Source organism: Novosphingobium sp. ZW T3_23, from assembly GCF_044987305.1.
Taxonomy (GTDB): domain Bacteria; phylum Pseudomonadota; class Alphaproteobacteria; order Sphingomonadales; family Sphingomonadaceae; genus Novosphingobium.
Genome location: NZ_JBJDRF010000077.1, coordinates 1 through 20,180, shown reverse-complemented (window position 1 = coordinate 20,180; position 20,180 = coordinate 1). Strand labels below are relative to the sequence as shown.

Annotated in this window: 15 protein-coding genes and 3 pseudogenes; 7 read left to right on the top strand and 11 right to left on the bottom strand. The window is 60.7% G+C overall.

Annotation, left to right across the window (positions count from 1 at the left end; translation table 11 throughout):
• Nucleotides 1-145 (top strand): integrase core domain-containing protein (locus ACI3K3_RS23550; protein ID WP_404918200.1); only part of this gene is annotated, 145 nt, incomplete at its 5' end.
• A 151-nt stretch (nucleotides 146-296) separates the two neighbouring features.
• On the opposite strand, the gene ACI3K3_RS23545 is transcribed toward ACI3K3_RS23550, so the two are convergent.
• The 3 genes from ACI3K3_RS23545 to ACI3K3_RS23535 form a co-directional block, all read right to left on the bottom strand.
• Complete coding sequence (locus ACI3K3_RS23545) at nucleotides 297-1,094, bottom strand: DUF5672 family protein (RefSeq protein WP_404918198.1); 798 nt, start codon at nucleotides 1,092-1,094, stop codon at nucleotides 297-299.
• A 4-nt stretch (nucleotides 1,095-1,098) separates the two neighbouring features.
• Nucleotides 1,099-2,703: a glycosyltransferase family 2 protein gene (locus ACI3K3_RS23540; protein ID WP_404918196.1), complete on the bottom strand. Its 1,605-nt coding sequence runs from the start codon at nucleotides 2,701-2,703 to the stop codon at nucleotides 1,099-1,101.
• A gap of 127 nt (nucleotides 2,704-2,830) precedes the next feature.
• Nucleotides 2,831-3,103 carry a hypothetical protein gene (locus ACI3K3_RS23535; protein WP_404918194.1) on the bottom strand — a complete coding sequence of 91 codons (273 nt, stop codon included), beginning with the start codon at nucleotides 3,101-3,103 and terminating at the stop codon, nucleotides 2,831-2,833.
• 352 nt (nucleotides 3,104-3,455) lie between these two features.
• Here ACI3K3_RS23535 and ACI3K3_RS23530 point away from each other — a divergent pair.
• Nucleotides 3,456-4,171 (top strand): annotated as a pseudogene (locus ACI3K3_RS23530) (IS5 family transposase).
• Between the two features lie 84 nt (nucleotides 4,172-4,255).
• Here the strand turns inward: ACI3K3_RS23530 and ACI3K3_RS23525 are convergent.
• Entirely contained in the window at nucleotides 4,256-4,423 is a 168-nt protein-coding gene (locus ACI3K3_RS23525; protein ID WP_404918192.1) for a transposase, read from the bottom strand.
• Between the two features lie 433 nt (nucleotides 4,424-4,856).
• On the opposite strand from ACI3K3_RS23525, the gene galE reads away from it, so the two are divergent.
• A complete protein-coding gene (gene galE, locus ACI3K3_RS23520) occupies nucleotides 4,857-5,861 on the top strand; it encodes a UDP-glucose 4-epimerase GalE (protein ID WP_404918190.1) in 1,005 nt (334 codons plus the stop codon).
• 81 nt (nucleotides 5,862-5,942) lie between these two features.
• On the opposite strand, the gene ACI3K3_RS23515 is transcribed toward galE, so the two are convergent.
• From ACI3K3_RS23515 to ACI3K3_RS23505, 3 genes and pseudogenes are all read right to left on the bottom strand, one after another.
• Nucleotides 5,943-7,337 (bottom strand): glycosyltransferase, encoded by a 1,395-nt coding sequence (locus tag ACI3K3_RS23515; protein WP_404918188.1) that lies wholly within the window; start codon nucleotides 7,335-7,337, stop codon nucleotides 5,943-5,945.
• Nucleotides 7,338-7,580: 243 nt separating this feature from the next.
• Nucleotides 7,581-7,721, bottom strand: a complete 141-nt coding sequence (locus ACI3K3_RS23510) for a hypothetical protein (protein WP_404918186.1) — start codon at nucleotides 7,719-7,721, stop codon at nucleotides 7,581-7,583.
• A gap of 610 nt (nucleotides 7,722-8,331) precedes the next feature.
• Nucleotides 8,332-8,758, bottom strand: a pseudogene (locus tag ACI3K3_RS23505) (hypothetical protein); the annotation flags it as partial.
• Between the two features lie 641 nt (nucleotides 8,759-9,399).
• Between ACI3K3_RS23505 and ACI3K3_RS23500 the strand changes: the two are divergent.
• Entirely contained in the window at nucleotides 9,400-9,666 is a 267-nt protein-coding gene (locus tag ACI3K3_RS23500; RefSeq protein WP_404918184.1) for a hypothetical protein, read from the top strand.
• Between the two features lie 68 nt (nucleotides 9,667-9,734).
• Here the strand turns inward: ACI3K3_RS23500 and ACI3K3_RS23495 are convergent, their stop codons facing one another.
• The 4 genes from ACI3K3_RS23495 to ACI3K3_RS23480 all read right to left on the bottom strand — a co-directional run bounded on the left by ACI3K3_RS23495 (nucleotide 9,735) and on the right by ACI3K3_RS23480 (nucleotide 17,563).
• Complete coding sequence (locus ACI3K3_RS23495; RefSeq protein WP_404918182.1) at nucleotides 9,735-12,707, bottom strand: TonB-dependent receptor plug domain-containing protein; 2,973 nt, start codon at nucleotides 12,705-12,707, stop codon at nucleotides 9,735-9,737.
• 218 nt (nucleotides 12,708-12,925) lie between these two features.
• Entirely contained in the window at nucleotides 12,926-14,347 is a 1,422-nt protein-coding gene (locus ACI3K3_RS23490) for an aldehyde dehydrogenase family protein (protein ID WP_404918180.1), read from the bottom strand.
• Between the two features lie 94 nt (nucleotides 14,348-14,441).
• Complete coding sequence (locus tag ACI3K3_RS23485) at nucleotides 14,442-16,217, bottom strand: thiamine pyrophosphate-binding protein (RefSeq protein WP_404918178.1); 1,776 nt, start codon at nucleotides 16,215-16,217, stop codon at nucleotides 14,442-14,444.
• 128 nt (nucleotides 16,218-16,345) lie between these two features.
• Nucleotides 16,346-17,563, bottom strand: a complete 1,218-nt coding sequence (locus tag ACI3K3_RS23480; protein ID WP_404918176.1) for a CaiB/BaiF CoA transferase family protein — start codon at nucleotides 17,561-17,563, stop codon at nucleotides 16,346-16,348.
• A gap of 150 nt (nucleotides 17,564-17,713) precedes the next feature.
• Between ACI3K3_RS23480 and ACI3K3_RS23475 the strand changes: the two genes are divergently transcribed.
• The 3 genes and pseudogenes from ACI3K3_RS23475 to ACI3K3_RS23465 all read left to right on the top strand — a co-directional run.
• Nucleotides 17,714-18,880 (top strand): acyl-CoA dehydrogenase family protein, encoded by a 1,167-nt coding sequence (locus tag ACI3K3_RS23475; RefSeq protein WP_134093802.1) that lies wholly within the window; start codon nucleotides 17,714-17,716, stop codon nucleotides 18,878-18,880.
• 143 nt (nucleotides 18,881-19,023) lie between these two features.
• Entirely contained in the window at nucleotides 19,024-19,911 is an 888-nt protein-coding gene (locus tag ACI3K3_RS23470; RefSeq protein WP_404918174.1) for an HpcH/HpaI aldolase/citrate lyase family protein, read from the top strand.
• 115 nt (nucleotides 19,912-20,026) lie between these two features.
• Nucleotides 20,027-20,180 (top strand): annotated as a pseudogene (locus ACI3K3_RS23465) (acetyl-CoA hydrolase); the annotation flags it as partial.

The following is a 20,180-nucleotide window of genomic DNA, read 5'->3' as shown; positions in this document are numbered from 1 at the left end:
CTCCGCCTGGGCAGAGGACTACAACCAGGAGAGGCCGCACTCATCCCTTGGCTATGAAACCCCTGCGGCCTTCGCCGCTGAACTGCATAAGCAATGGCCTCCTTCGCTACGCCCTACGGGCTCCGCTTCGCAGGCCATTGCTTAACCCGCGCTCATGCGCAACAAAGCTGCCCGGCTCTAATCCGCGCTGGTGGAAACCAGGGGGTCACGTCACTGCTTCGCTTTAGAACAAGTTTGTCGAGCCGCCTTGGCGTAACATGTCGTTCGAACCGCACCGATGGGCCCATGGATTCTGATCAATGCGCTTTGGTATAAGTTTTGGCTTTGCGGGACTTGGGCCTTATACGATCCGCTAACATCTTAGCCATGCGATGCAAACCGCCCCGACCTCGTCCGACCGTACGCAACAACCTACTAAAATCGGGCCGAATGGTTCCTCTGTCGTCCAAGGAAAGGTATACCTGCCAGTACGCCTCCAGACCAATTGCATCGGGCATATTCCAAACGCCGTGGTAACCGAAAGTCTCCTTAGGGTTGCCTTTTCGCTCGGCTGCGAAAACATCTGCCAAGTCGCGCGGTGGAAACACTATGCCCTGTTTCTCTAGCCATGCCCGATTTACACGACCAATAGCCAAGTCTTCGGGGTGGAAAAGGGTAAAGTCGGGATTTCGACACAATTCCATCAGCCGTTGGCTACGCAGCGAGAAACCGCCATTTCCTACGTCGTATCCGTCAGGAAACTGCGGCCAGCTCGCGCCGATATAATCATACTCAAGGAACTCTGTTTTCCAGTATGCCGAATCAACCACATGCCCATCCCACTGCGCGACGAGACAGTGCGAAGTATCCACAAAGTCAATCAGCCTCGTCAAAATGAAGTTAGAGTAAGCGGCGGACGAGGTGAGCTGCTCGATAGCGACGACTTCGATGCGCGGATCGCTGGGCGTTATCGCAACGTCCGTTAGAAGTTTACAGGCACCAAAATCGGCCTTCTTCAGCGAGGCGTCCAGCGCACGCACCGTCGCCTCAACATTTACCGAGGTCACTGCGCAGAGCGTCACTTGTGGCAGTTGGAGGCGGGCTTTCCGTTCCATACCCTCAGCCTCTGAACCGCATTACAAAATGCTCGCTAAATCGGTTGAGCTGTGGATGATGGTATGGATCAATTTCCTCATCCAACTCCAGTCCGGTTCGCCATGCCGCCTTTAGCGCAGCCAGCTCGCCGGCCAAGCGCGCCGCTCCGACAGGATCTCGGTCGAACCCGCGCGAAACCGATTCGTGATGGATTAAGGTCGCACGTGGCTCATAGAGCGACTGCCAACCTTGAGCATTTAGCCGCATACACAAATCCACATCATTGAAAGCGACTGCAAAATTCTTTTCGTCAAGTCCACCTATTGCCTCGAAGCTCTTTCGCCTGACAACAAGACAGGCCGCTGTCACCGCCGAGACGAATTGGGGTAACGCATGGCGGTGGAAATAGCCTTGCTCATTAGGGTTGAGCAGCCGATGCGCATGAGCCGCCCCCCCGCAAATACCCATTACCACACCAGCATGCTGAATACGCCCATCCGGATAAAGCAGGCGTGCTCCTACCGCACCGACTTCGGGGCGTTGGGCTTGCTGTACCATCGTTATCAGCCAGTCGGGCGCGAGCACCTCGATGTCGTTGTTGAGCAGGCAGAGTAGTTCACCCGTCGCGATCTCAGCGGCGCGATTGTTGAGCGTTGAGAAATTAAATGGCCCAGGAGCCCGCAACACTCGATAGCGGGCAGTGTCGAGGTTTGCGAGATAGTCCAGCGTCGCCGGATCATCGCTGCCATTGTCGACCACAATCACTTCGAGGTCAGGATAATCGGTGCGTTCAACCCCTTCCAGACAGGTGCACAGCAAGTCGAGCCGATTACGAGTCGGCACGATGACGCTGACTTTCGGAAGCGTAGCCGAATTTGGCTTGACCACAGCAGAAATGCATGGGTTTGGACGCGAGCGGCGATGATGAAGAATGTGTGGGAGACGCATCGGGGGATTTGCCCCGCCTTTCCCTCTTAGTGCCGATGCGACAAGTTCTGCAGCCCAGTTCGATCCTGACAGACTAATAAAGGTATCTCGTCCTGTCCGGACAATGCAGGCCTTAGTCAGGTAGTCAAAATGGCGGAAAAGCTCGGCATTCCATGCAGGTTTGAAGTGCGGTTCGGTGCGTTGCCCTTCCGAATCAAGGATATCATCGTCGGCATAGACTATCGATCCTACCGCCCTGATTGCGGCTGCCTGGTAGGCGGCGATAGCATGAGGAGCCACAATGTCTCCGGCCATCAGAGGCATGATCCAAGGAGAAGAATTCCATTTGATTTGCTCAGCGGCTGCCGAAAGATCAGGAACCGCCGTTGTTCCAAGCGGTAACACTATCACGTCCTGTCCGCGGAGACTTTTGATCGTGTCCGCCTGCCCCGGTCCCTTCTCGACTAATGCTACTATCGCAGGCCCATCCCTTGCGTCTGATGTTTCAGGTATCGACTCACTCAGTAACCAGAGGCGATAGGCGCGCGGTGATGCGGCGAGCAGTGGTGCAAATTGCGCGCGAGCCCGCACCCTTTTACCCAGCATGCGCCACCATAATGTGGCCAGCCAAGCACGCGGCGCTAAACGCACGGCATCGAAATGCACCGCCAGCGTCAGCCATGCCCTGCTGCGGGCACGCATAAATGTTCGGTTCGCTTGCATTCTAGTCTGCGATAGTCGTTCGCAGGGCTACAACAAGAGGAAAGCACCACTTATCCGACGGCATTTTGATGGATATCCGACGATACCGATATTGGCGCGAAGGTTATCAGATAGCCATCATCCATGCCGAAAGCCCATGTGTGATCATGCCGGGTACGCATATCCTCAGCTGATCGATCGCATCGACTTTTGGCAGATCGTTCGGAGAAGATTCCTGGCGGTCAGCACCCTGTCGCCGGAAGCCCAACTCGCGTTGACAAAGCGTGGTAGTCATTTGCGGACTGCGGCAAGATTGAGGAAGCACGTTTTCGCGAACCGCATCAACATCATAAACCTTGTCGGCGAGCAGGGCGTTAGGCTTCGGGACGGGGATCGCCATCAGGGCATCGACGGCTCCATAATCGGACGTCTCCCCGCCGGTCAGGATGAAGCAGAGAGGGCGTCCTTGATTGTCCCAGCGGGCGTGGACCTTGAACGTAAAGACACCGCGTGACCGACCAACACTCTGCGCACGAGCCCCCCTTTCCAGCCCACCGCCGAAACATGGCCGCGAACGATAGTGCTGTCGATCATGCTGCCAGTCTTCCGTCAGTTCTAGGCGGCGTGGACGAATTGGTTGACGCTGCCGGTTAAGGTTGATTCAAGACTGCCTTTTGGAGGCAGGCTTGAGCCGGGGCGATCTCACCGAAGCAGAATGGCGTGTTTTGAGAGCATTGCTGCCGATTGATGCCGTGAACCGGGGCCGTGGTCGGCGTCCCGAGCAGAACCGTTCTATCATCAACGGCATACTTTGGCGCCTTCGCTGTGGGACACCCTGGCGCGATGTCCCACCCAAATACGGGAATTGGAACACCATCTACCGGCGGTTTCGGCGCTGGAGTGAGGCTGGGGTCTGGGAAGCCGTTTCGGTTACGCTGGCCGAGATCATGGCGGACAGCGGGCATTACAGCATCGATAGAACCACGGTTCGCGCCCATGTCTCGGCAGCGGGCGGAAAGGGGGGACTCATCGACGAGCTCTTGGCCGCTCGCGGGGCGGGTTCAGCAGTAAGCTTCACTGTCTGGCTGACGCCCGAGGGCGACCACTCGCCTTCCACCTGACGGTGGGGGAAGCGGCGGATTGCAAGGCCTATGACACGCTGATCGCGTTGCCGGAACAGGCGCCACAGGCGCTACTCGCCGACAAGGGCTACGATGCCGACGCCATCCGTGCAGACCTTGCAAGCCGTGACATACAGGCCGTCATTCCAGGCCGATCAAACCGCCGGGTGAAGATTGAACATGATCGAGCGCTCTACAAACAACGCAACCGCATCGAGCGCATGTTCGGCCATTTGAAAATCAACCGCGCCATTGCCACGCGATATGATCAGTTTGCCGCCAGCTTCATGAGCATGGTTCATATCGCCACAGCCAGATATTGGCTCAAATTCGTCCACGCCGCCTAGTTCAACCAACGTTGCGAAGATCGCATCCCATACGCCCTATTCAGCCCAACGCCGAAACCGCACCTAGACGGAATTCCAAAGCCCCTACCGCTCATGCAGGTCGCGCCATGGGCAGCCGACCCGCGCCACATGCAACATTCCGTTGAGGAAGCGTCGGTTATCATTGGCAGGCCGCGATTTACGGCCCCGCTCCGACGCCAGCAGCCCCACGATCAGATCCCATTCCTCATCCGTCAGATCGCCCTGAGCCATAGCCACTCCCACAAAGAGAAGCTCTGAATCAGAAATCAGGTCCGCTGTGAATTCACCTTGTTAACGCGGCCTAGGCCGCGGCCCTAGGCGAAGCCCAAGGCCTTCAGAATAGCTCGCAAGCGCCGGCCCGCGACACGCCGCCGGCGTCGCTGCCGGTGCATCTGCCGCGCTTTGAAGTGGTGATCTAACGACAGCCTGGCACGCGCCTGTGGCGGCGCGCTGGACAAGACCGATGAGGGCCGTGCCGAACGGCTCAACATCATGCCGGCGCAGCCATCGTCTTAGTGACGATCCGCTAAAGCTATGTGTGTATCGGTTCGAAAGCACCATGTTTCTTTAAAGGGTACCAGTTGGATTTGACCCAGCGCAGGGCGCCGCCTATCCCTTTGATCGGCCCGTCAAAGGGTGGAAATAAGCGTAATAGAGCGAGACCATGACTGACAAGATTCCCGTGCTCGTCACCGGCGGGGCCGGTTATATCGGCAGCCATGCCGTTCTTGCCCTGAAGGATGCCGGCTGGCCGGTCGCCGTGATCGACAACCTCACCACCGGCTTCGGCTTCGCCATCCCCGAAGGCGTGCCACTTTACGAAGGCGATATAGAGGACGCCGCGCTGCTCGCGCGGATCTTCCGCGAACAGGGCACCCGGGCGGTGATGCATTTCGCCGGCTCGATCATCGTGCCGGAATCGGTAGAGAACCCGCTGAAGTACTACCACAACAACACCGCCAAGAGCCGCGCCCTGATCGACGCGGCGGTCAAGGCGGGCGTGCCGCACTTCATCTTCAGTTCCACCGCCGCCACCTACGGCATTCCGGAAGTTTCGCCGGTTACAGAGGACAGCCCGAAGCAGCCGATCAATCCCTACGGCATGTCCAAGCTGATGACCGAGATCATGCTGGGCGACGTATCGCGCGCCCATGCCTTCAACTATTGCGCGCTGCGCTACTTCAACGTCGCCGGGGCCGATCCCCAGGCCCGCACCGGCCAGTCGACGGCGGGCGCCACGCATCTCATCAAGGTGGCGGTGGAAGCGGCGCTGGGCAAGCGCGAGCATGTCGGCGTGTTCGGCACCGATTTCGACACGCCGGACGGCACCGGCGTGCGGGACTATATCCACGTCTCTGATCTTGCCGATGCGCACGTTCTGGCGCTCGAACAGCTGATCGCCGCACCCACGGAATCGCTGACGATGAACTGCGGCTACGGCCAGGGCTTCTCGGTGCTGGAAGTGCTGGACGCCGTGGACCGCGTCACCAATCGCACGATCGACCGCCGCCTGCAGGGCCGCCGCGCCGGCGATCCCGACGCGCTGATCTCGGACAATCGCCGGATCAAGGCCACCCTGCCCTGGCAGCCGAAGTACGCCGATCTCGGGAAGATCGTGGAACATGCGCTCGCCTGGGAGCGCCGGTTGACCGAACATCGCGGGGTTTAGGGACGCGGAAACGCGGCGGAAAATACGTTGTCCCGGACTCGGTCCGGGACCGTTGACCTGTCCAACGCTACGCGAATAAGACTAATGGCTTAATTTTAAATAAATGTCCGCAATTTCGTTGCTTAAATTTTTATATTTACTTTCCCATATATCCCGTTGGTCCGCCAGCCAGTCAATGGCTTCACGTTGTTCCTTTGTCCATTCATGAGCTTTCATAAGCTCATCTTCTAGAAAGGCTGCACGATGGCGTTCTGCTGCAGAGTTATGCCGAAGTACCGGGGCCAGAATAGCATCGTCATGTGCCTGATTACGGGATAAGAGCTCTTCAAGATTCGAATTGTAAACGTCTGCGGTAACCTTTCGCATCCGGTTCATAAAGGAATTATATAGAACGGAAGTCGATCGGGCCTTGAAGATCCAATCTCGTAGAAAAATTCTGGTGTCATATTTTATATTAATGACATCTGACCATATTTTCGAAGGTTCCCCATCAGCTAGGGGCGGGGCAAAATTTTCATTAGCCAAATACTCGACGTTATCTAAATTCACCACCGAATGGAGACGTAGATCGTGGCGATCGGTTTGCTCCACGCTAACGGTCACAAGGCGAGAGCCTGCGGCCAATGCCTCAAGCGCCACACGACCGTTTGCGACGGTAACATCAAATCCGCGGCAGGTCGTAACAGGGTCTGTGCTTTCGCCGATGAAATCAACATGAGATGACAAACCGGATCGCTCGATACACTCCTCGAAAGCAGATTTCGCCCCGCCGCTTCCAGCTATATTAAGTCGCGCATTGGCTCCTTGGGAAAGTGCACTGTCTAATAAAACCAACGCTGCTTCGACTAATAGCAATTTTTCAGGAGAGAGTCTTGTGACTACACCTATAATAAAATCCGAAGATCGAATTCTAGGTTCCTCTATGGAAGTTTCTCCAATCGCGGGATACCAGGCTTGCACAGTATCACCAAGCAATCCGAATGATTCAGCATGCCTCTCAGCATTAGAACGACTTGAGGCTGATATTTGCAGGTGACCGTCCGCTTCAAGAGCTCGAAATAGCTCGCCGAGCCGTGAAAGGCTTTGGGGCTGTAGCCAATTTTCAAACGTACCCGGGCGGTTGTGGGCGCAAATTAAAACCCTCGATCGCATCGAAAGTATTGGAATAAGAGAAAAGTAAGAACTTTGTAGTGCTATTGCGCAGATACTGTTAGATGTAATTTCCGATAGGATTGTTTCTACGTTTTGATGTTGATCTTCAAAAGGGTGGGGGACGCGAACGAATGATCCGAATTCAGAAAACACGTCTTCCAAGGGGCCATCATCGCCAATCGTAACGAGCTCGCCCCCTCTCCGTTTGTGCTCCCGAGCTAGATCTAGAAATTGCATTTCCATCCCGCCCCGGACCAAAGCTCCGGTCATTAACACCAGCTTGGGCAGGCGGTGCTCAACACTTGCGCCCGAATGGGAAGTCAACTCAAAACCTTTCTTAAATGCGAAGCATTCGTCTTTTCATGCAAGCAGAGTGGCATGCTTCATGGTCTGAGGGAAGGATGAACGCTAAATGTTGCATAGCGGTTAGCGTTTGGAGAGAGGATCGTTATCGGTATCGATCTTTTAATTTAGCATATCCAACGCTGACGAAGGAATAGTCAAAAAAGCATTCGTACTTTCAAAAAGCAATTGGCTCGTCAGCGCTAAATGCGACGCGATGCCTTTTCATTCTGTTAGCAGCGCCTTGCCTACTACCCAACCCGGGCGGATATATCCTTCCTCGAACAAATCGACCGCGATGCCGAACTGCCGGCAGACCTTAATGCTAGGCCGATGCTCGTTTGCATGGTAGCCGAGAAGCTTCACGTCCGTAAAGGGGCGGTCGCAAACCAGCACCCCATACGCTTGCTTCAATTGCTCTAACGAACTGCGCTAGTCAATGCTGTTGGTCGCTGGAGCAGGCCGTTATCGCAGTTTTATTAGAATTTATGAGCCGTATTTGAAGAGTGAATTAAACTGACCCAAAAATGTTCGAGCAAGCGCCCGACAAACTATCTACTTTAGCTTTGCTGTCGCGGCAGAAAGATCAAATTTCTAACAAAACGCTCCATAATCTTTTTCGATAGGCGCGGTGGTCCTCGACTTTGTGCCAAACGCAGGGGGCAAGTTAAAAAATTCAATGTGATAGGCTTCGCTCGGAACGCGGCAAATGCGGGCTCCATTCGATTCTTTCACGCCCGTCAGACGTAAAGGCTTGCCGGAGCCCTGGCACCGCCTGCTTGAACCCCGTCGACCAGAACGAGTGAAATGTTTTGGCGCTACAGGATGCAGAGACCGATTGAACACCCTGATTTACCCGTTCTTTGTCTCAGGCTTGGGGTGTCGGAGGCGGTCTTGGGCATGGTGCGCGGGGAAATGAGGTGTTTTCTACGGGTCGGAAGCGCCTGTGTCGGCATCCGGGCGGTGGTGGCTTGCCTCATGCCGAGTTGGTCCGACATTCCCGATAGAGGAAGCGTTTGAAGTTAAATGCGATGTTGGCGAGGCCGATCTTCGCCTTCGCCCTCTCCAGGCCGATGGTGCGGATGAACAGGCCCATCCGGTGCTTCTGAGTAGCGAAGACATGCTCGACGGCGGAGCGGACCTTGGACCGAGCGGCATTGGCGCGCTGGCGCTGATCCGGGAGCGGCTTGCCGGCTGCGCAGCCCAGGCCTGGGGAATGACCTTCCCTGACAACGGGCAGGCTCCTCGTCGGTCATGCGCTGGCGCGGAGCTGGGATGATGCTGGCATCCACGATCTGCCCGCCCATGGCCAGATAACCCAGCGACTTGAGGTGAGTGTCGAACCGGGCAAACAAAGTCTCGATCGCATCCGCCCGGACAAGAGCCTCGCGAAAACGCCAGACCGGATCGACCAGATGCGGCTCGATCGTTGAAACGGAACGGTTCCAGAATTGATGATGAGGCAACCCGTCATAGGGATGGGGCGGCCTTTCAGATTCGAGCATGGTGGAAATTTTCGCGCTTCAAGGACTCACCGGAATGGTGAAGAGTTACGCTAGACGAAATGTATAATGGTCCACAAGCCATTGATGGTGTTGGCTTTCACTTCATTCGGGTGATAAGATCGATTGCATCGACAAAGACGGCATTACGGTTGTTCGAGACCTCGGTTTCAATACGCGCATATTTTGCATCTTTACGATGCACGCCATCGAGCACTTAGACTTTCTGCTAGTTTTGCCGAAACTTCCCGCCCTGTTGCGGTGGTGTTATAAATGTCAACCCGACTCGGATCAGCTCAACAGAATCGAACCAAGTAATTCTTTCTTGACAGAGGTACATTCAATGGACCGATGTGTTGAATTTTTACGAGGAGTTACAACAAATCAGCTTACTGCACGGGCAATGTGATTCCCGCTACCCGCTCCAATCCTTTCTTCTTCAGGCCTTTACGCGTTCGTTCGGCTGGACAAAGCGGCTGCCTTGGTGTGTCTGGGGCACATGCGGCCGCAGCGCGCGGCGTGGCGATGACCAAGGGGGTGCGATGACGCCGATCGAACGAGGAACACAGGCCTTGGCGGTCTCGCTGGGGGCCGGGGATTGGGAGGCAGCGGGCGCTGGTTCGCACGAACGCTTCGCGGCGGCTGCCCGCGCCTTTCTGGAGGCTATTCGCGAACCCGACGAACTGATGATGGAATCGGGCGCCGAGATCGTCCGCCATGTCGGGGAGGGCGAAAGCGAGGAGGCCTATCGCAACGATGCCGCCAACATCTGGCGTTTCATGATCGCCGCCGCTCTCGCCCAGGACTGACAGGGCTTTTGGGCAAGGAAAAAGGGCCGTGGCGACACGGCCCTTTTCTTATCCTGCGCTGGCCGTGGTCAGCGTGCGCCGCCGAACAGGTCTGCCAGCTTGACCCTGGCGCCGATGAAGACATAGCGACCGACCGCGCTGATCGGTGTGTTCAGGCTGCCGAGATCGGGCTTCTGGTCGAACAGGTTGTTCACGCCGCCATAGATCGTGAACTGATCGCCGACGTCGTAAGTCACGCTCAGGTCGTGCGAGAAGCGTTCCTTGAGCTTGAGATACTCGGGCGCGACGATGTCCGGGTTGGCGGCCGTCGTCTGGCGGTCATAGCGATAGACGGCCGAGGCATAGTTGATCTGCCAGTCCAGCCCGAAGCCGCCGCTCTGCCAGGTGAGATCGGCCGTGACCTGGTACTTGGGCGCCCCTGCGACGTAGGCGTTGTTCACGGTGGCGGCGCCGGGGATCGGCACGGCGGTCAGGCGGTGAAGATAGTTGGCCATCACCCGCGCCCCGAAGGTGCCCGCGCTTGCGGTCGGCACCGAATAGGCCAGCGCGAGGTCGAGTCCCGAGGTGCGGATCTGCGCCACGTTGAACGGGGTGAGCTGGAAGCTCGTGATGTTGCCCGCACCGGTTCCGCCGCTCTGGCGGGTGATCGCGCCGCAATAGGGATTGTCGAGGCTCGCCTGATCCACGCAGAGGTTGGCAAGGGTCTGGGCGGAGACGACGCTGATCGCATTGCGGATGCGAATGTCGTACCAGTCGGCCGAAAGCGTCAGGCGCGGCAGGAAGGCGGGCTGGAGAACCGCGCCGGCCGTCCAGGTCCTGGCGGTTTCCTCCTTCAGGTCGGGGTTGCCGGCGCCAAATCCCGCGATTCCCTGGCCAACGATACCGTTGAAGGAAGCCGGATCGGCACCAAGGCCGGTGAGCAGGGCGCTGCAGTTCCCGGCGCGATACTGCGTACCGTTCTGGAGGTTGGCGGTTCCGCAAGGGTCGTTGATGGCCTGCGCGGTCTGTGAGGCTCCGGTGTAGAGCTCGCTGATGTTCGGTGCGCGCACCGATTTCGAATAGGAACCGCGGAACGTCACATCCCGCACCGGAGCCCATTCGCCGCCGAGCTTCCAGGCGCTGGTGGACCCGACGCTGGAATAGTCGGAATAGCGCGCCGCCCCGTTGAGAGACAGGCGGTGCGCGAAGGCCATGTCGGCCAGGATCGGCAGGTTCACTTCGCCGAACAGTTCCCAGACGTCGAACGAGCCCTTCGAATTGCCCAGCGCGCTGGTGAAGGTCAGCCCCTGGGAAACCAGCGGGTCGGGAACGAAACTGCTCTTCTCGCTGCGATACTCGCCCCCGACGGCAAAGGAGATGGGGCCGCCGGGAAGCTCCAGAATCCCGTGGCTGTCGCCGGTCACCGAGCCGCTGACGACATGCTGGGTCAGGGTGGTGCGATCGGTGGTGTCGGCCATGATCCAATCGAGCGCGGCCTGGTTGGATGCGTTGTTCTCTCCGAAGAGGTTGAGTGGCAGGCAGTCGCCGGCGGCGAACGTTACGGGCGGAATCGGCGCGCGGTTGCGGTTGTAGGGCTGGAAGGGCGTCCATCCGGCCTGGGTGTTGACGCGGCAGGTCACGCCCCCCCCACCGTTGTTCGTCCCGTCGCTTACCGCGTCGATCGCGGCGAGGTAGCGGTCCGTCAGCATATTGTTGACGTAGCGCGACTTCACCTTGGTCTGGCCGAAGACGTAGGACAGGTCGTAGTGCAGGTTCGGGCTGATCTGCCCGCGCGCGCCGATGACGCTGCGGACGGTTTCGCGGGTGATATCCTCGCCGCGGCGACCGAAGTCGAAGTTGTCGCGGTTGACCAGCACGCCGCCCATCGCGGGATCGATCGCGGCCTGCACCGCTGCCGGGAGGTATGGATTGTCCTGCGGGATGAACAAATAGTAGTCGAAGGTCGGCTGCCCCAGCGTGAAGGAACGGCTGCGGGCATACTTGCCCTCGGCATAGAGAGTCAGCGCATTACTGACGTCGAAGTGGGCCGAGGCGCTGACGACGTCGCGCTTGATGCGGGGCAGGAGGTCGTTACCGTAATCCGAAACGAGAGTGCCCGAGCCGCCCTGCTGGTAGCCGGGGGCGATGATCGTACCATGATCGAAGAGCTGGCCGTCGCCGCCGACGAAGTCCGGCACACCATCGAAGTTGACGTCGATGCCGCCCGCGCGCGAGGTGTCGAAATAGCGGATGTTCGCAAGGGGCACGTTGTCGGGAATGCCGTCGTTGCTGACGAGGCCGGCTTCGGTGTCGGCGGGGTTGTGGTAGAAATCGACCTTGTTCTCGCCATCGAGATAGCGGCGCGAATGGGCGCTGAGGCGGTCTTCCTCGCCATGCTCCCAGGCGATGGCGATGTTGCCGCGACCACCGGCGAAGTTGTGCCCGGCGGTCAGGGCGACCAGGCGCTGGCCGGCATCGCCGCGACCCGAGATTCCCGTCTGGACGCGGGCAGTCACGCCTTCGAAGTCCTGCTTCTGGATGAAGTTCACGACGCCCGAAACGCCGTCCGCGCCGTAGACGGCCGATGCGCCGCCGGTGAGCACTTCGACGCGTTCCACCAGGTCGAGCGGGATCGTGTTGATGTCCACGGACTGCGTGCCGGCGACGGATGCGACCTGCCGGCGGCCATCGATCAGCACCAGCGTGCGCTGGGTGCCGAGGTTGCGCAAGTTGAGAAGATTGAGGCCGGTCAATCCGATTCCCGCGCGGTTGCCGCTGGTCTCGAAGGAATCGGCCGAATTGTGAAGCGCGGGAATGGTCGTCAGGAAATCGGTCAGGTTCGTGGTGCCCGAATCCGCGATGTCCCTTGCCGTCACCACGGTAACGGGATTGGCCGTGCCGGAAGACGGCTGGGCGATGCGCGAGCCGGTAACGACGATCGCTTCGCCCGTTTCCGATTCCGTCGCCGAGCCATCCTGGGCAAAGGCTTGCTGCGGAAACAGGAGGGCGAGAGCCGGCACGAGGGCTCCGCCGAGAAGGACCATGTCCTTGCGGGTCATCATTTTCGCGTTCCTTAGACAGTCGCATCGCTCCGACCGGCGAGGGACCGACCGGGGAGTTACCGGCGGCGGTACGCGAAGAGATTTACACAGCTCTTAACGAGAAATGTAATGACGCATCGGCAGGAAAATGGCGGCTATGCGTGGTAGGATTGCAACAGTTTAATGCTGCGAGCTGCCGGGGGCGCTTATCTGGCGATTCCCCCGGCAGGCCGGTTCGATCAGGCCGGGTTCCAGCCGATCACGGACTTTACCTCGAGGTATTCGGCAAAGCCGTGCTCGCCCCACTCGCGGCCATTGCCGGAACGCTTGTAGCCGCCGAAGGGGGCGTGGAAGTCAAAGCCTCCGTTGACCCAGATCGCGCCGGTGCGCATGCGGCGCGAGATGGCGCGTGCCGCGTCGAGATCCTCGCCCGAGACATAGCCGCCGAGACCGAAGTTGGAATCGTTGGCAATTTCCACGGCGTGATCGACATCGTCGTAGCCGATGATGACAAGGACGGGGCCGAAGATTTCCTCGCGCGCGATCGCCATCTGGTTGGTGCCGACGAAGACGGTGGGCTTGACGTAGAAGCCCTTGTCCAGCCCGTCGGGCTTGCCGGGGCCGCCCGCGATCAGCTTGGCGCCTTCCTCGAGGCCCTTCTCGATGTAGCCTTGGATGATCTCGTACTGGCTTTTTGAGACGACCGGGCCCATTGCGAAGTTGCCCTTGGGGTCGCCCACGGAAACGCCGTTCGCGGCTTCGGTGGCGGCGGCAATGGCATCGTCCATGCGGGCGCTGGGCACCAGCAGGCGCGAGCCGGCCGAGCAGGTCTGCCCGGAATTGCCCATCATGCCCCCGGTAGCGGCAGCGACGTTGGCGGCGAGCGAGGCGTCGTCGAGCACGATCCACGCGCTCTTGCCGCCGAGTTCGAGGCCGACGCGCTTGACGGTATCGGCGGCGTCCTTCTGGATCTGCACGCCCACCGGCTCCGACCCGGTGAAGGAGATCATGTCCACATCCTCATGCGTGGAGAGGGCGGTGCCGATTTCGCTGCCCTTGCCCTGCACCATGTTGAAGACGCCCGCCGGAACCCCTGCGCCGTGTAGGATTTCGGCCAGGATCTGGGCCGAATAGGGGGCGAGTTGCGGCGGCTTCAGGATCATCGTGCAACCGGCTGCGAGTGCGGGGAAGATCTTCACGCAGGTCTGGTTCATCGGCCAGTTCCACGGCGTGATCAGACCGCAGACGCCGATCGGCTCCTTGCGGATCAGGGTTGGGCCACGTTGTTCCTCGAACTTGAAGTCCTTCAGCACTTCGATCGCGGTGGAGAGGTGGCCCTTGCCCAGCAGCGTGTGGAATCCGCAGGCGAGCGACATCGGCGCGCCCATTTCCTCGCTGACGGCCTCGCCCAGTTCGGTTTCGCGCTTCAGATACTCGGCCAGGATGGCTTCGAGCAGGTCGAGGCGTTCCTTCGCGCTGGTCTCCCCGAACGTGGCGAAAGCGCGGCGGGCGGAGGCGACGGCCTTGTCGACATCGGCAGCCGAGCCCAGCGAGATCGTGCCGGAAACTTCCTCGGTGGCTGGATTGACGACTTGTGCGGTGCGCGGCGCGATGGGGTCGACCCACTGCCCGTCGATGTAGAACTGGGTGTAATTGCGCATCGTTCTCTCCCGTTCCTAAAGCAAAACCGCCCCGCACTCGGATCGAGAGGGAGCGGCTTCGCTTCAGGTCTGCATTGGTTTTCCGGTGTCCGGCTTACTGGGTGCCCTCGGCATACCAGGTGCGGAATTCCGAATAGTTCGGCATTTCTTCCGAATTCGCCGCCGGGTCGATCGGTACGTGGATCACGGTGCAGCCGCCACGCTCATAGGCGCGCTGGATGGCCGGGCCGATGTCTTCCGCCTTCTCGACATACTCGCCTGCCGCGCCGAAGCCTTCGGCGATCTTGTCGAAGCGGACCTTGTCGGACCAGTGCACGCCGGTTTCCTTGGTGCCCTTGCCGAAGGTGCGCTTGTAGACGCCCACTTCAAGGCCCCACTGGAAGTCGACGCCGACGATCACCACCAGCGGCAGGTTCTTGCGCACCGCCACTTCCAACTCGCCCACGTGGAACAGGAACGAGGAGTCCGAGGTAAGCAGCATGCCCGGGCGGACTTTGCCCGTCTCCGCCTGGTCGGCAAGCATGGCGCCGGTGGCGTAGGGCAGGCCGGTGCCGATGTGGCCGTAGTTCTGGTTCCAGATCACATCGTGCGGCTTGGCCTGCGAGTAGGTCCATTGGAAGATCACCGTGGCGCCGCCGTCGCGGATCAGGATGCCGTCCTTCGGGAAGGCCTTGGTCGCTTCGGTGACGAACTGGCTGGTGTGCATCTTCGCGGTGGAGCCGTCGGGCTTGGTCGCGGCTTCCTCTGCCAATTCGACGAGCTGGTCCGCATCGCGCTGAATATATTCGGCCAGCGACGATGCCGCCTTGCGCGGCGTGTCCTTGAGAGCGCGGACAAGCTGCGGCACCACGGCGCGCACATCGCCCACCAGCGGCACGTCGATCGGGCGATTGACGCCGATCGCAGTGGGGTCTTGCTGGACGTAGATCCACTTGCGGTTGGCTTCGTTATCCACCCAGTGGCGCCAGCGGCCGTAGTGGCTGGGCTCGCCCAGTTCGGTGGCCAGCGCCACGCAGCAATCGCTTTCGACCACGGCGTCGATCGACGCTTCGGAGAAGCCGTAAGGGAACGTGCGGTCCTCAAGCCCCTCGATGAACGAAGTGCCGCCCGAGGTCTGGATGACCGGGCATTGCATCAGTTCGGCCAGTTCCTTGACCGAGGCGCCGGCCTTGGCGGTGTAGACACCGTGGCCGACCAGCAGCACCGGGTTCTTGGCGCCCCGGATGATCTCGGCTGCTTCGGCAATGCGGTCACCATCGGCGCCCTGGTTGGTCAGGCGGTAGCGATGCGGCGGCAGGACCGGCGGCAGGTCAAGCTCTTCCAGAATGACGTGCGCGGGATACTCGATATAGGCCGGTCCGGGCGTGCCCGACATGGCGACGCGGATGGCTTCGCGAATGATTTCGTCGGTCTGGTCGGCATATTCGATCGAGCTGGAGAACTTGACCGAATCCTCGATCATCGGCTCCTGCCGCACGAACTGGATGCGGCCGCGGCGCACGCGGCGCTCGGTGATGCGGGCGCGCTGGCCGCCCATGAAGATGACCGGATCGTTCTCAACCTTGGCGCACTGGATCGCGGGCATCATGTTGGCCATGCCCGGCCCGAGGGTGCCGATGCAGAGCGCGGGCTTGCCGGTGATGCGGGCGGCGGCGGCGGCCATGTGGCCGGCGGATGCCTCGTGGTGCGGCGAAACGACCGTCCAGCCGCGCGATTCGGCTTCAAGGAACAAGTGGACGAAGTTGGGATCGGGAATACCGAAAAGGGTCTTGATGCCTTCTGCCTCGAACAGGTCGAGGATGCGCTTGTAAACCGGGGTGCCCTTGCGCGTCTTTGCAGGCGCCTCGGCTTGCGGCTGGTCGTCGTACATGGTGATGCCTTTCTTCTCGATCCCAATCTCGCTGCCGGTTCTCGTGCGGAATCCGTCTTCCCAGCGCGCGGCTTGAACGGGTGTTTAGCGCATGCTCTCGGGCGCTGTCAGGTGAAAACCAGGGTCTTTCAGGGTGACTCGGCCGCTATCGCCGGGGCGACGCTTGCGCGTTCCCGCTCAGTCAATTCCTTTAGCACTGCGGCGTTGTCCTGCCCGAGCGTAGGGGCTGGGCCCTGCACACCACCGGGGGTGGCGGATAGCCAGGTCGGCACGCCGGGGAAGCGTATCGGACCCTGCGCGGTCTCGACCGTTTCGAAAAAGTCGATGGCGTTGAGGTGTTCGTTTTCGAACAGTTCGTCGGTGGTGCGCAGCGGCGCGCAGGGGATATGCAGCGCGCGCAGGGTATCGAGCCATTCCTGCGTCGTGCGGGTGAGGAACGTCTCTCCGAGCAGCCCGTAGACCCGGCCGATCTGGCGCGCGCGCTTTTCAAGGGTCGAGAACTCCTCACAAGCCCATTCCGGCTGCACGGCTTCGACGAAGGCGTTCCAATGCTTGTCGTTGTAGACCAGTGCCGCGACGTAGCCGTCGCTGGTCCTGTAGGGCCGCCGATTGGGCTCGACGGCGCGATGATAGTGGGCGGGCGTGGTCGGCGGCGAGAACATCGCGCCGTTGGCGTGCTCCACCAGCATGAACGAGGTCATCGCCTCGAACATGGTGACCTCGACTTCCTGGCCTTCTCCGGCCCCTCTGCCACCCGTGCGTTCGCGATGATAAAGCGCCATCATCGTCGCGTAGAGCGCGTGGAGCCCGGCCACCTTGTCCGCCATGATCGTGGCGACATAGCCCGGCTCGCCGTTCATCAGCCCCTGCACGTGCGGGATGCCGCATTCGGCCTGGATGGTATCGTCGTAGGCGGGCTTGTCGCCTTCCGGTCCGCGCCGCGAATAGCCGTAGCAATTGGTGTAGATGATGTCGGGCCGGATCGCGCGCACTGCCTCATAATCGAACCCGAGCTTGCGGATCGCACGGCCGCGCATCGAGTGGATGAAGACGTCCGCCGTGGCGATCAGCCGGCGCAGGGTCTCGCAGTCCCGATCCTGCCTGAGGTCGAGCATCATGCCGCGCTTTCCGCGATTCACGTTAGCGTAGATGCCGCCCATGCCCGGCACCGGACCTTCGGTGATCCAGCGGGTATTGTCGCCCTCGGGCGGCTCGATCTTGATCACTTCGGCGCCCATGTCCGCCATGATCTGCGTGGCATAGGGGCCGAAGACCACGCTGGTGAGATCCACCACGCGCACGCCGCTCAACGGTCCGCCACTTTTCGAATCCTTGCTCGCGGTCAAGGCCCTCTCCTTCTCGTTGGCCTATGGGTAACGCACCGCTGGAGCGAAGACTATTCGTATTTGTGTCCAGTGGACGCATATCGGCACGATGATGGTTGTCTCGTGCAGGTGCCGCTGTTAGTCCGGCAGGCAAGAAGGAAGAGGAACGCCATGGATTTCGCCCTGACCGACGACCAGCAAAACATCCGCGAGGCCGTTCTCAAGCACTGTTCGCAATTCTCCGACGAATACTGGCTGGAAAAGGATCGCAGCGGCGAATTCCCGTACGAGTTCCACAAGTCGATGGCGGACGCCGGCTGGCTTGGCGTGGCCATGCCCGAAAGCGTGGGCGGCGCCGGGCTTGGCATTACCGAGGCGGCGGTGATGATGCAGGCCGTGGCCGAAAGCGGCGGCGGCATGACGGCGGCATCCTCCATCCATCTGCCGGTCTTCGGACTGGAACCGGTCATGCTGTTCGGCACCGAGGAACAGCAGCAGCGGATGATCCCGCCGATCCTGTCGGGCGAGGAGAAGATGTGCTTCGCCGTGACCGAGCCCAACACCGGGCTCGACACCACCAGCCTCAAGACCCGCGCCGAAAAGGTGCCGGGCGGCTACCGCGTCAATGGCGAGAAAGTGTGGATCACGCAGGCGCACATCGCCGATCGGATGCTGATCATCGCCCGCACCACGCCGTTGGAACAGGTGAAGAAGAAGACCGACGGCCTCAGTCTTTTCTACACCAAGCTCGATCGCGAGCACATCGAGACGCGGATCATCCCGAAGATGGGCCGCCACGCGGTGGGCTCCAATATGATGTTCATCACCGACCTGTTCATCCCGGACGAGGATCTGATCGGCGAGGAAGGGCAGGGCTTCCGCATCCTGCTCAAGGGCCTCAATCCGGAGCGCGTGCTGCTGGGGGCCGAGGCGACGGGTCTAGGCCGCGTCGCGATCCAGCGGGCCTCACGCTATGCGAGGGAACGCGTGGTGTTCGGGCGGCCGATCGGCCAGAACCAGGGCATCCAGCACCCGCTCGCCAAGGCGTGGATGCAGGTGGAGGCGGCCAGCCTGATGGTGTTCAAGGCCGCCACCCTGTTCGACAAGGGGCTGGACTGCGGGGTGGAGGCGAACTCCGCCAAGTACCTCGCCGCCGAAGCCGGGTTCGAGGCGTGCCAGACTGCGGTCATGTCGATGGGCGGCATGGGCTACGCGCAGGAATACCATGTCGAGCGCTATCTGCGCGAAGTGATGATCCCGCGCATCGCCCCGGTCAGCCCGCACCAGATCATGAACTTCATCGCCGAGAGGGTTTTGGAACTGCCCAAGAGCTATTGAGGCTGCTGCGCGTCGTCCCGGACTTGATCCGGGACCGGTGGCGGTCTTTAGCTGAACCCTTCGGCGAGGCGTTTTGCCGAAAGCGAGGCCGTTCACGGCCAGCGGTCCCGGATCAGGTCCGGGACGACGAATGTGGAGAGAGCATGCCCAAGCACGAAGCAATCGCCGCCCGCTCCTGGCTTTTCGCGCCGGGCGACAGCGAGAAGAAGATGACCAAGGCGATGGAGGGTGAGGCCGACATCGTCCTGATCGACCTGGAAGACGCCGTCGCGCCCGATTCCAAAGCCGCCGCGCGACCGATGGTGCATGACTTCATTGCTGCGAACCCCGAACAGCGCGGGCGCCTTTGGGTACGCATCAACCCGCTCGACGGCCCGCATACGCTGGACGACCTTGTGGCGATCATGCCCGCGCGTCCCGGCGGGATCATGCTCCCCAAGGTCTATGGTCGTCAGGACGTGGAAACGCTGGACCGCTACCTCGAAGCGCTGGAAGTGGCGAACGGCATCGAGCAGGGATCGACCCCGGTGATCGTGCTGATCACCGAAACGGCTGAGGCGATGTTCCACACCGGCGACTACAAGGGCGCACCGCGCGTGGTGGCGCTGACCTGGGGCGCGGAAGACCTGGCCGATTCGATCGGCGCCTCTTCGAACAAGGAAGCGGACGGCGCCTATTCGTTTACCTACGAACTGGCCCGCAGCCTTACCGTGCTGGGCGCGGCGACGGCGGGCGTGACCGCGATCGAGACGATCAGCGCCGATTTCAAGGATCTCGAAGCGCTCAAGGCCCGTGCCGAAAAGGTGCGCCGCGACGGCTATCGCGGGATGATGGCGATCCACCCGGCGCAAGTTCCGGTGATCAACGCAGCCTTCACCCCGACAGAGGCGGAAATCGCCGAAGCGCAGGAAATCGTTGGCGTGTTCGCCGCCAACCCCGGCGTCGGCGCCATCGGCTGGAAGGGCGGCATGCTCGATCGCCCCTACCTCGCGCGCGCCGAACGCTTGCTGCGGCAGGCGGGCAAGCTGTGAGCCGGAGCGCTTGTCGTCCCGGACTTGATCCGGGACCGCTGGCGGTCTTTAGGCGCGAGATCGCGAGCGGGGCGTGGCTCTGCCAGCGGTCCCGGATCAAGTCCGGGACGACGGCGTGATTGACCTCTCGCAACACCTTCGCCCCGGCGACCACATCGTTTTCGGCCAGGCCTGCGGCGAGCCGACCACGCTGGTCGAGGCACTGATCGAACAGGGGGAGGCCATCGGCGGCCTCCACGCGTTCATCGCTACCAGCTTCTCCGGCCTGT

Excerpts from the sequence above, each read along its gene's own strand:
- ACI3K3_RS23525 (WP_404918192.1), bottom strand. The coding sequence starts at position 4,423 with ATGGCTCAGGGCGATCTGACGGATGAGGAATGGGATCTGATCGTGGGG.
- ACI3K3_RS23500 (WP_404918184.1), top strand. The coding sequence starts at position 9,400 with ATGACGCCGATCGAACGAGGAACACAGGCCTTGGCGGTCTCGCTGGGG.
- galE (WP_404918190.1), top strand. The coding sequence starts at position 4,857 with ATGACTGACAAGATTCCCGTGCTCGTCACCGGCGGGGCCGGTTATATC.
- ACI3K3_RS23535 (WP_404918194.1), bottom strand. The coding sequence starts at position 3,103 with ATGGCGATCCCCGTCCCGAAGCCTAACGCCCTGCTCGCCGACAAGGTT.
- ACI3K3_RS23490 (WP_404918180.1), bottom strand. The coding sequence starts at position 14,347 with ATGCGCAATTACACCCAGTTCTACATCGACGGGCAGTGGGTCGACCCC.
- ACI3K3_RS23485 (WP_404918178.1), bottom strand. The coding sequence starts at position 16,217 with ATGTACGACGACCAGCCGCAAGCCGAGGCGCCTGCAAAGACGCGCAAG.
- ACI3K3_RS23470 (WP_404918174.1), top strand. The coding sequence starts at position 19,024 with ATGCCCAAGCACGAAGCAATCGCCGCCCGCTCCTGGCTTTTCGCGCCG.
- ACI3K3_RS23545 (WP_404918198.1), bottom strand. The coding sequence starts at position 1,094 with ATGGAACGGAAAGCCCGCCTCCAACTGCCACAAGTGACGCTCTGCGCA.
- ACI3K3_RS23475 (WP_134093802.1), top strand. The coding sequence starts at position 17,714 with ATGGATTTCGCCCTGACCGACGACCAGCAAAACATCCGCGAGGCCGTT.
- ACI3K3_RS23495 (WP_404918182.1), bottom strand. The coding sequence starts at position 12,707 with ATGATGACCCGCAAGGACATGGTCCTTCTCGGCGGAGCCCTCGTGCCG.
- ACI3K3_RS23540 (WP_404918196.1), bottom strand. The coding sequence starts at position 2,703 with ATGCGTGCCCGCAGCAGGGCATGGCTGACGCTGGCGGTGCATTTCGAT.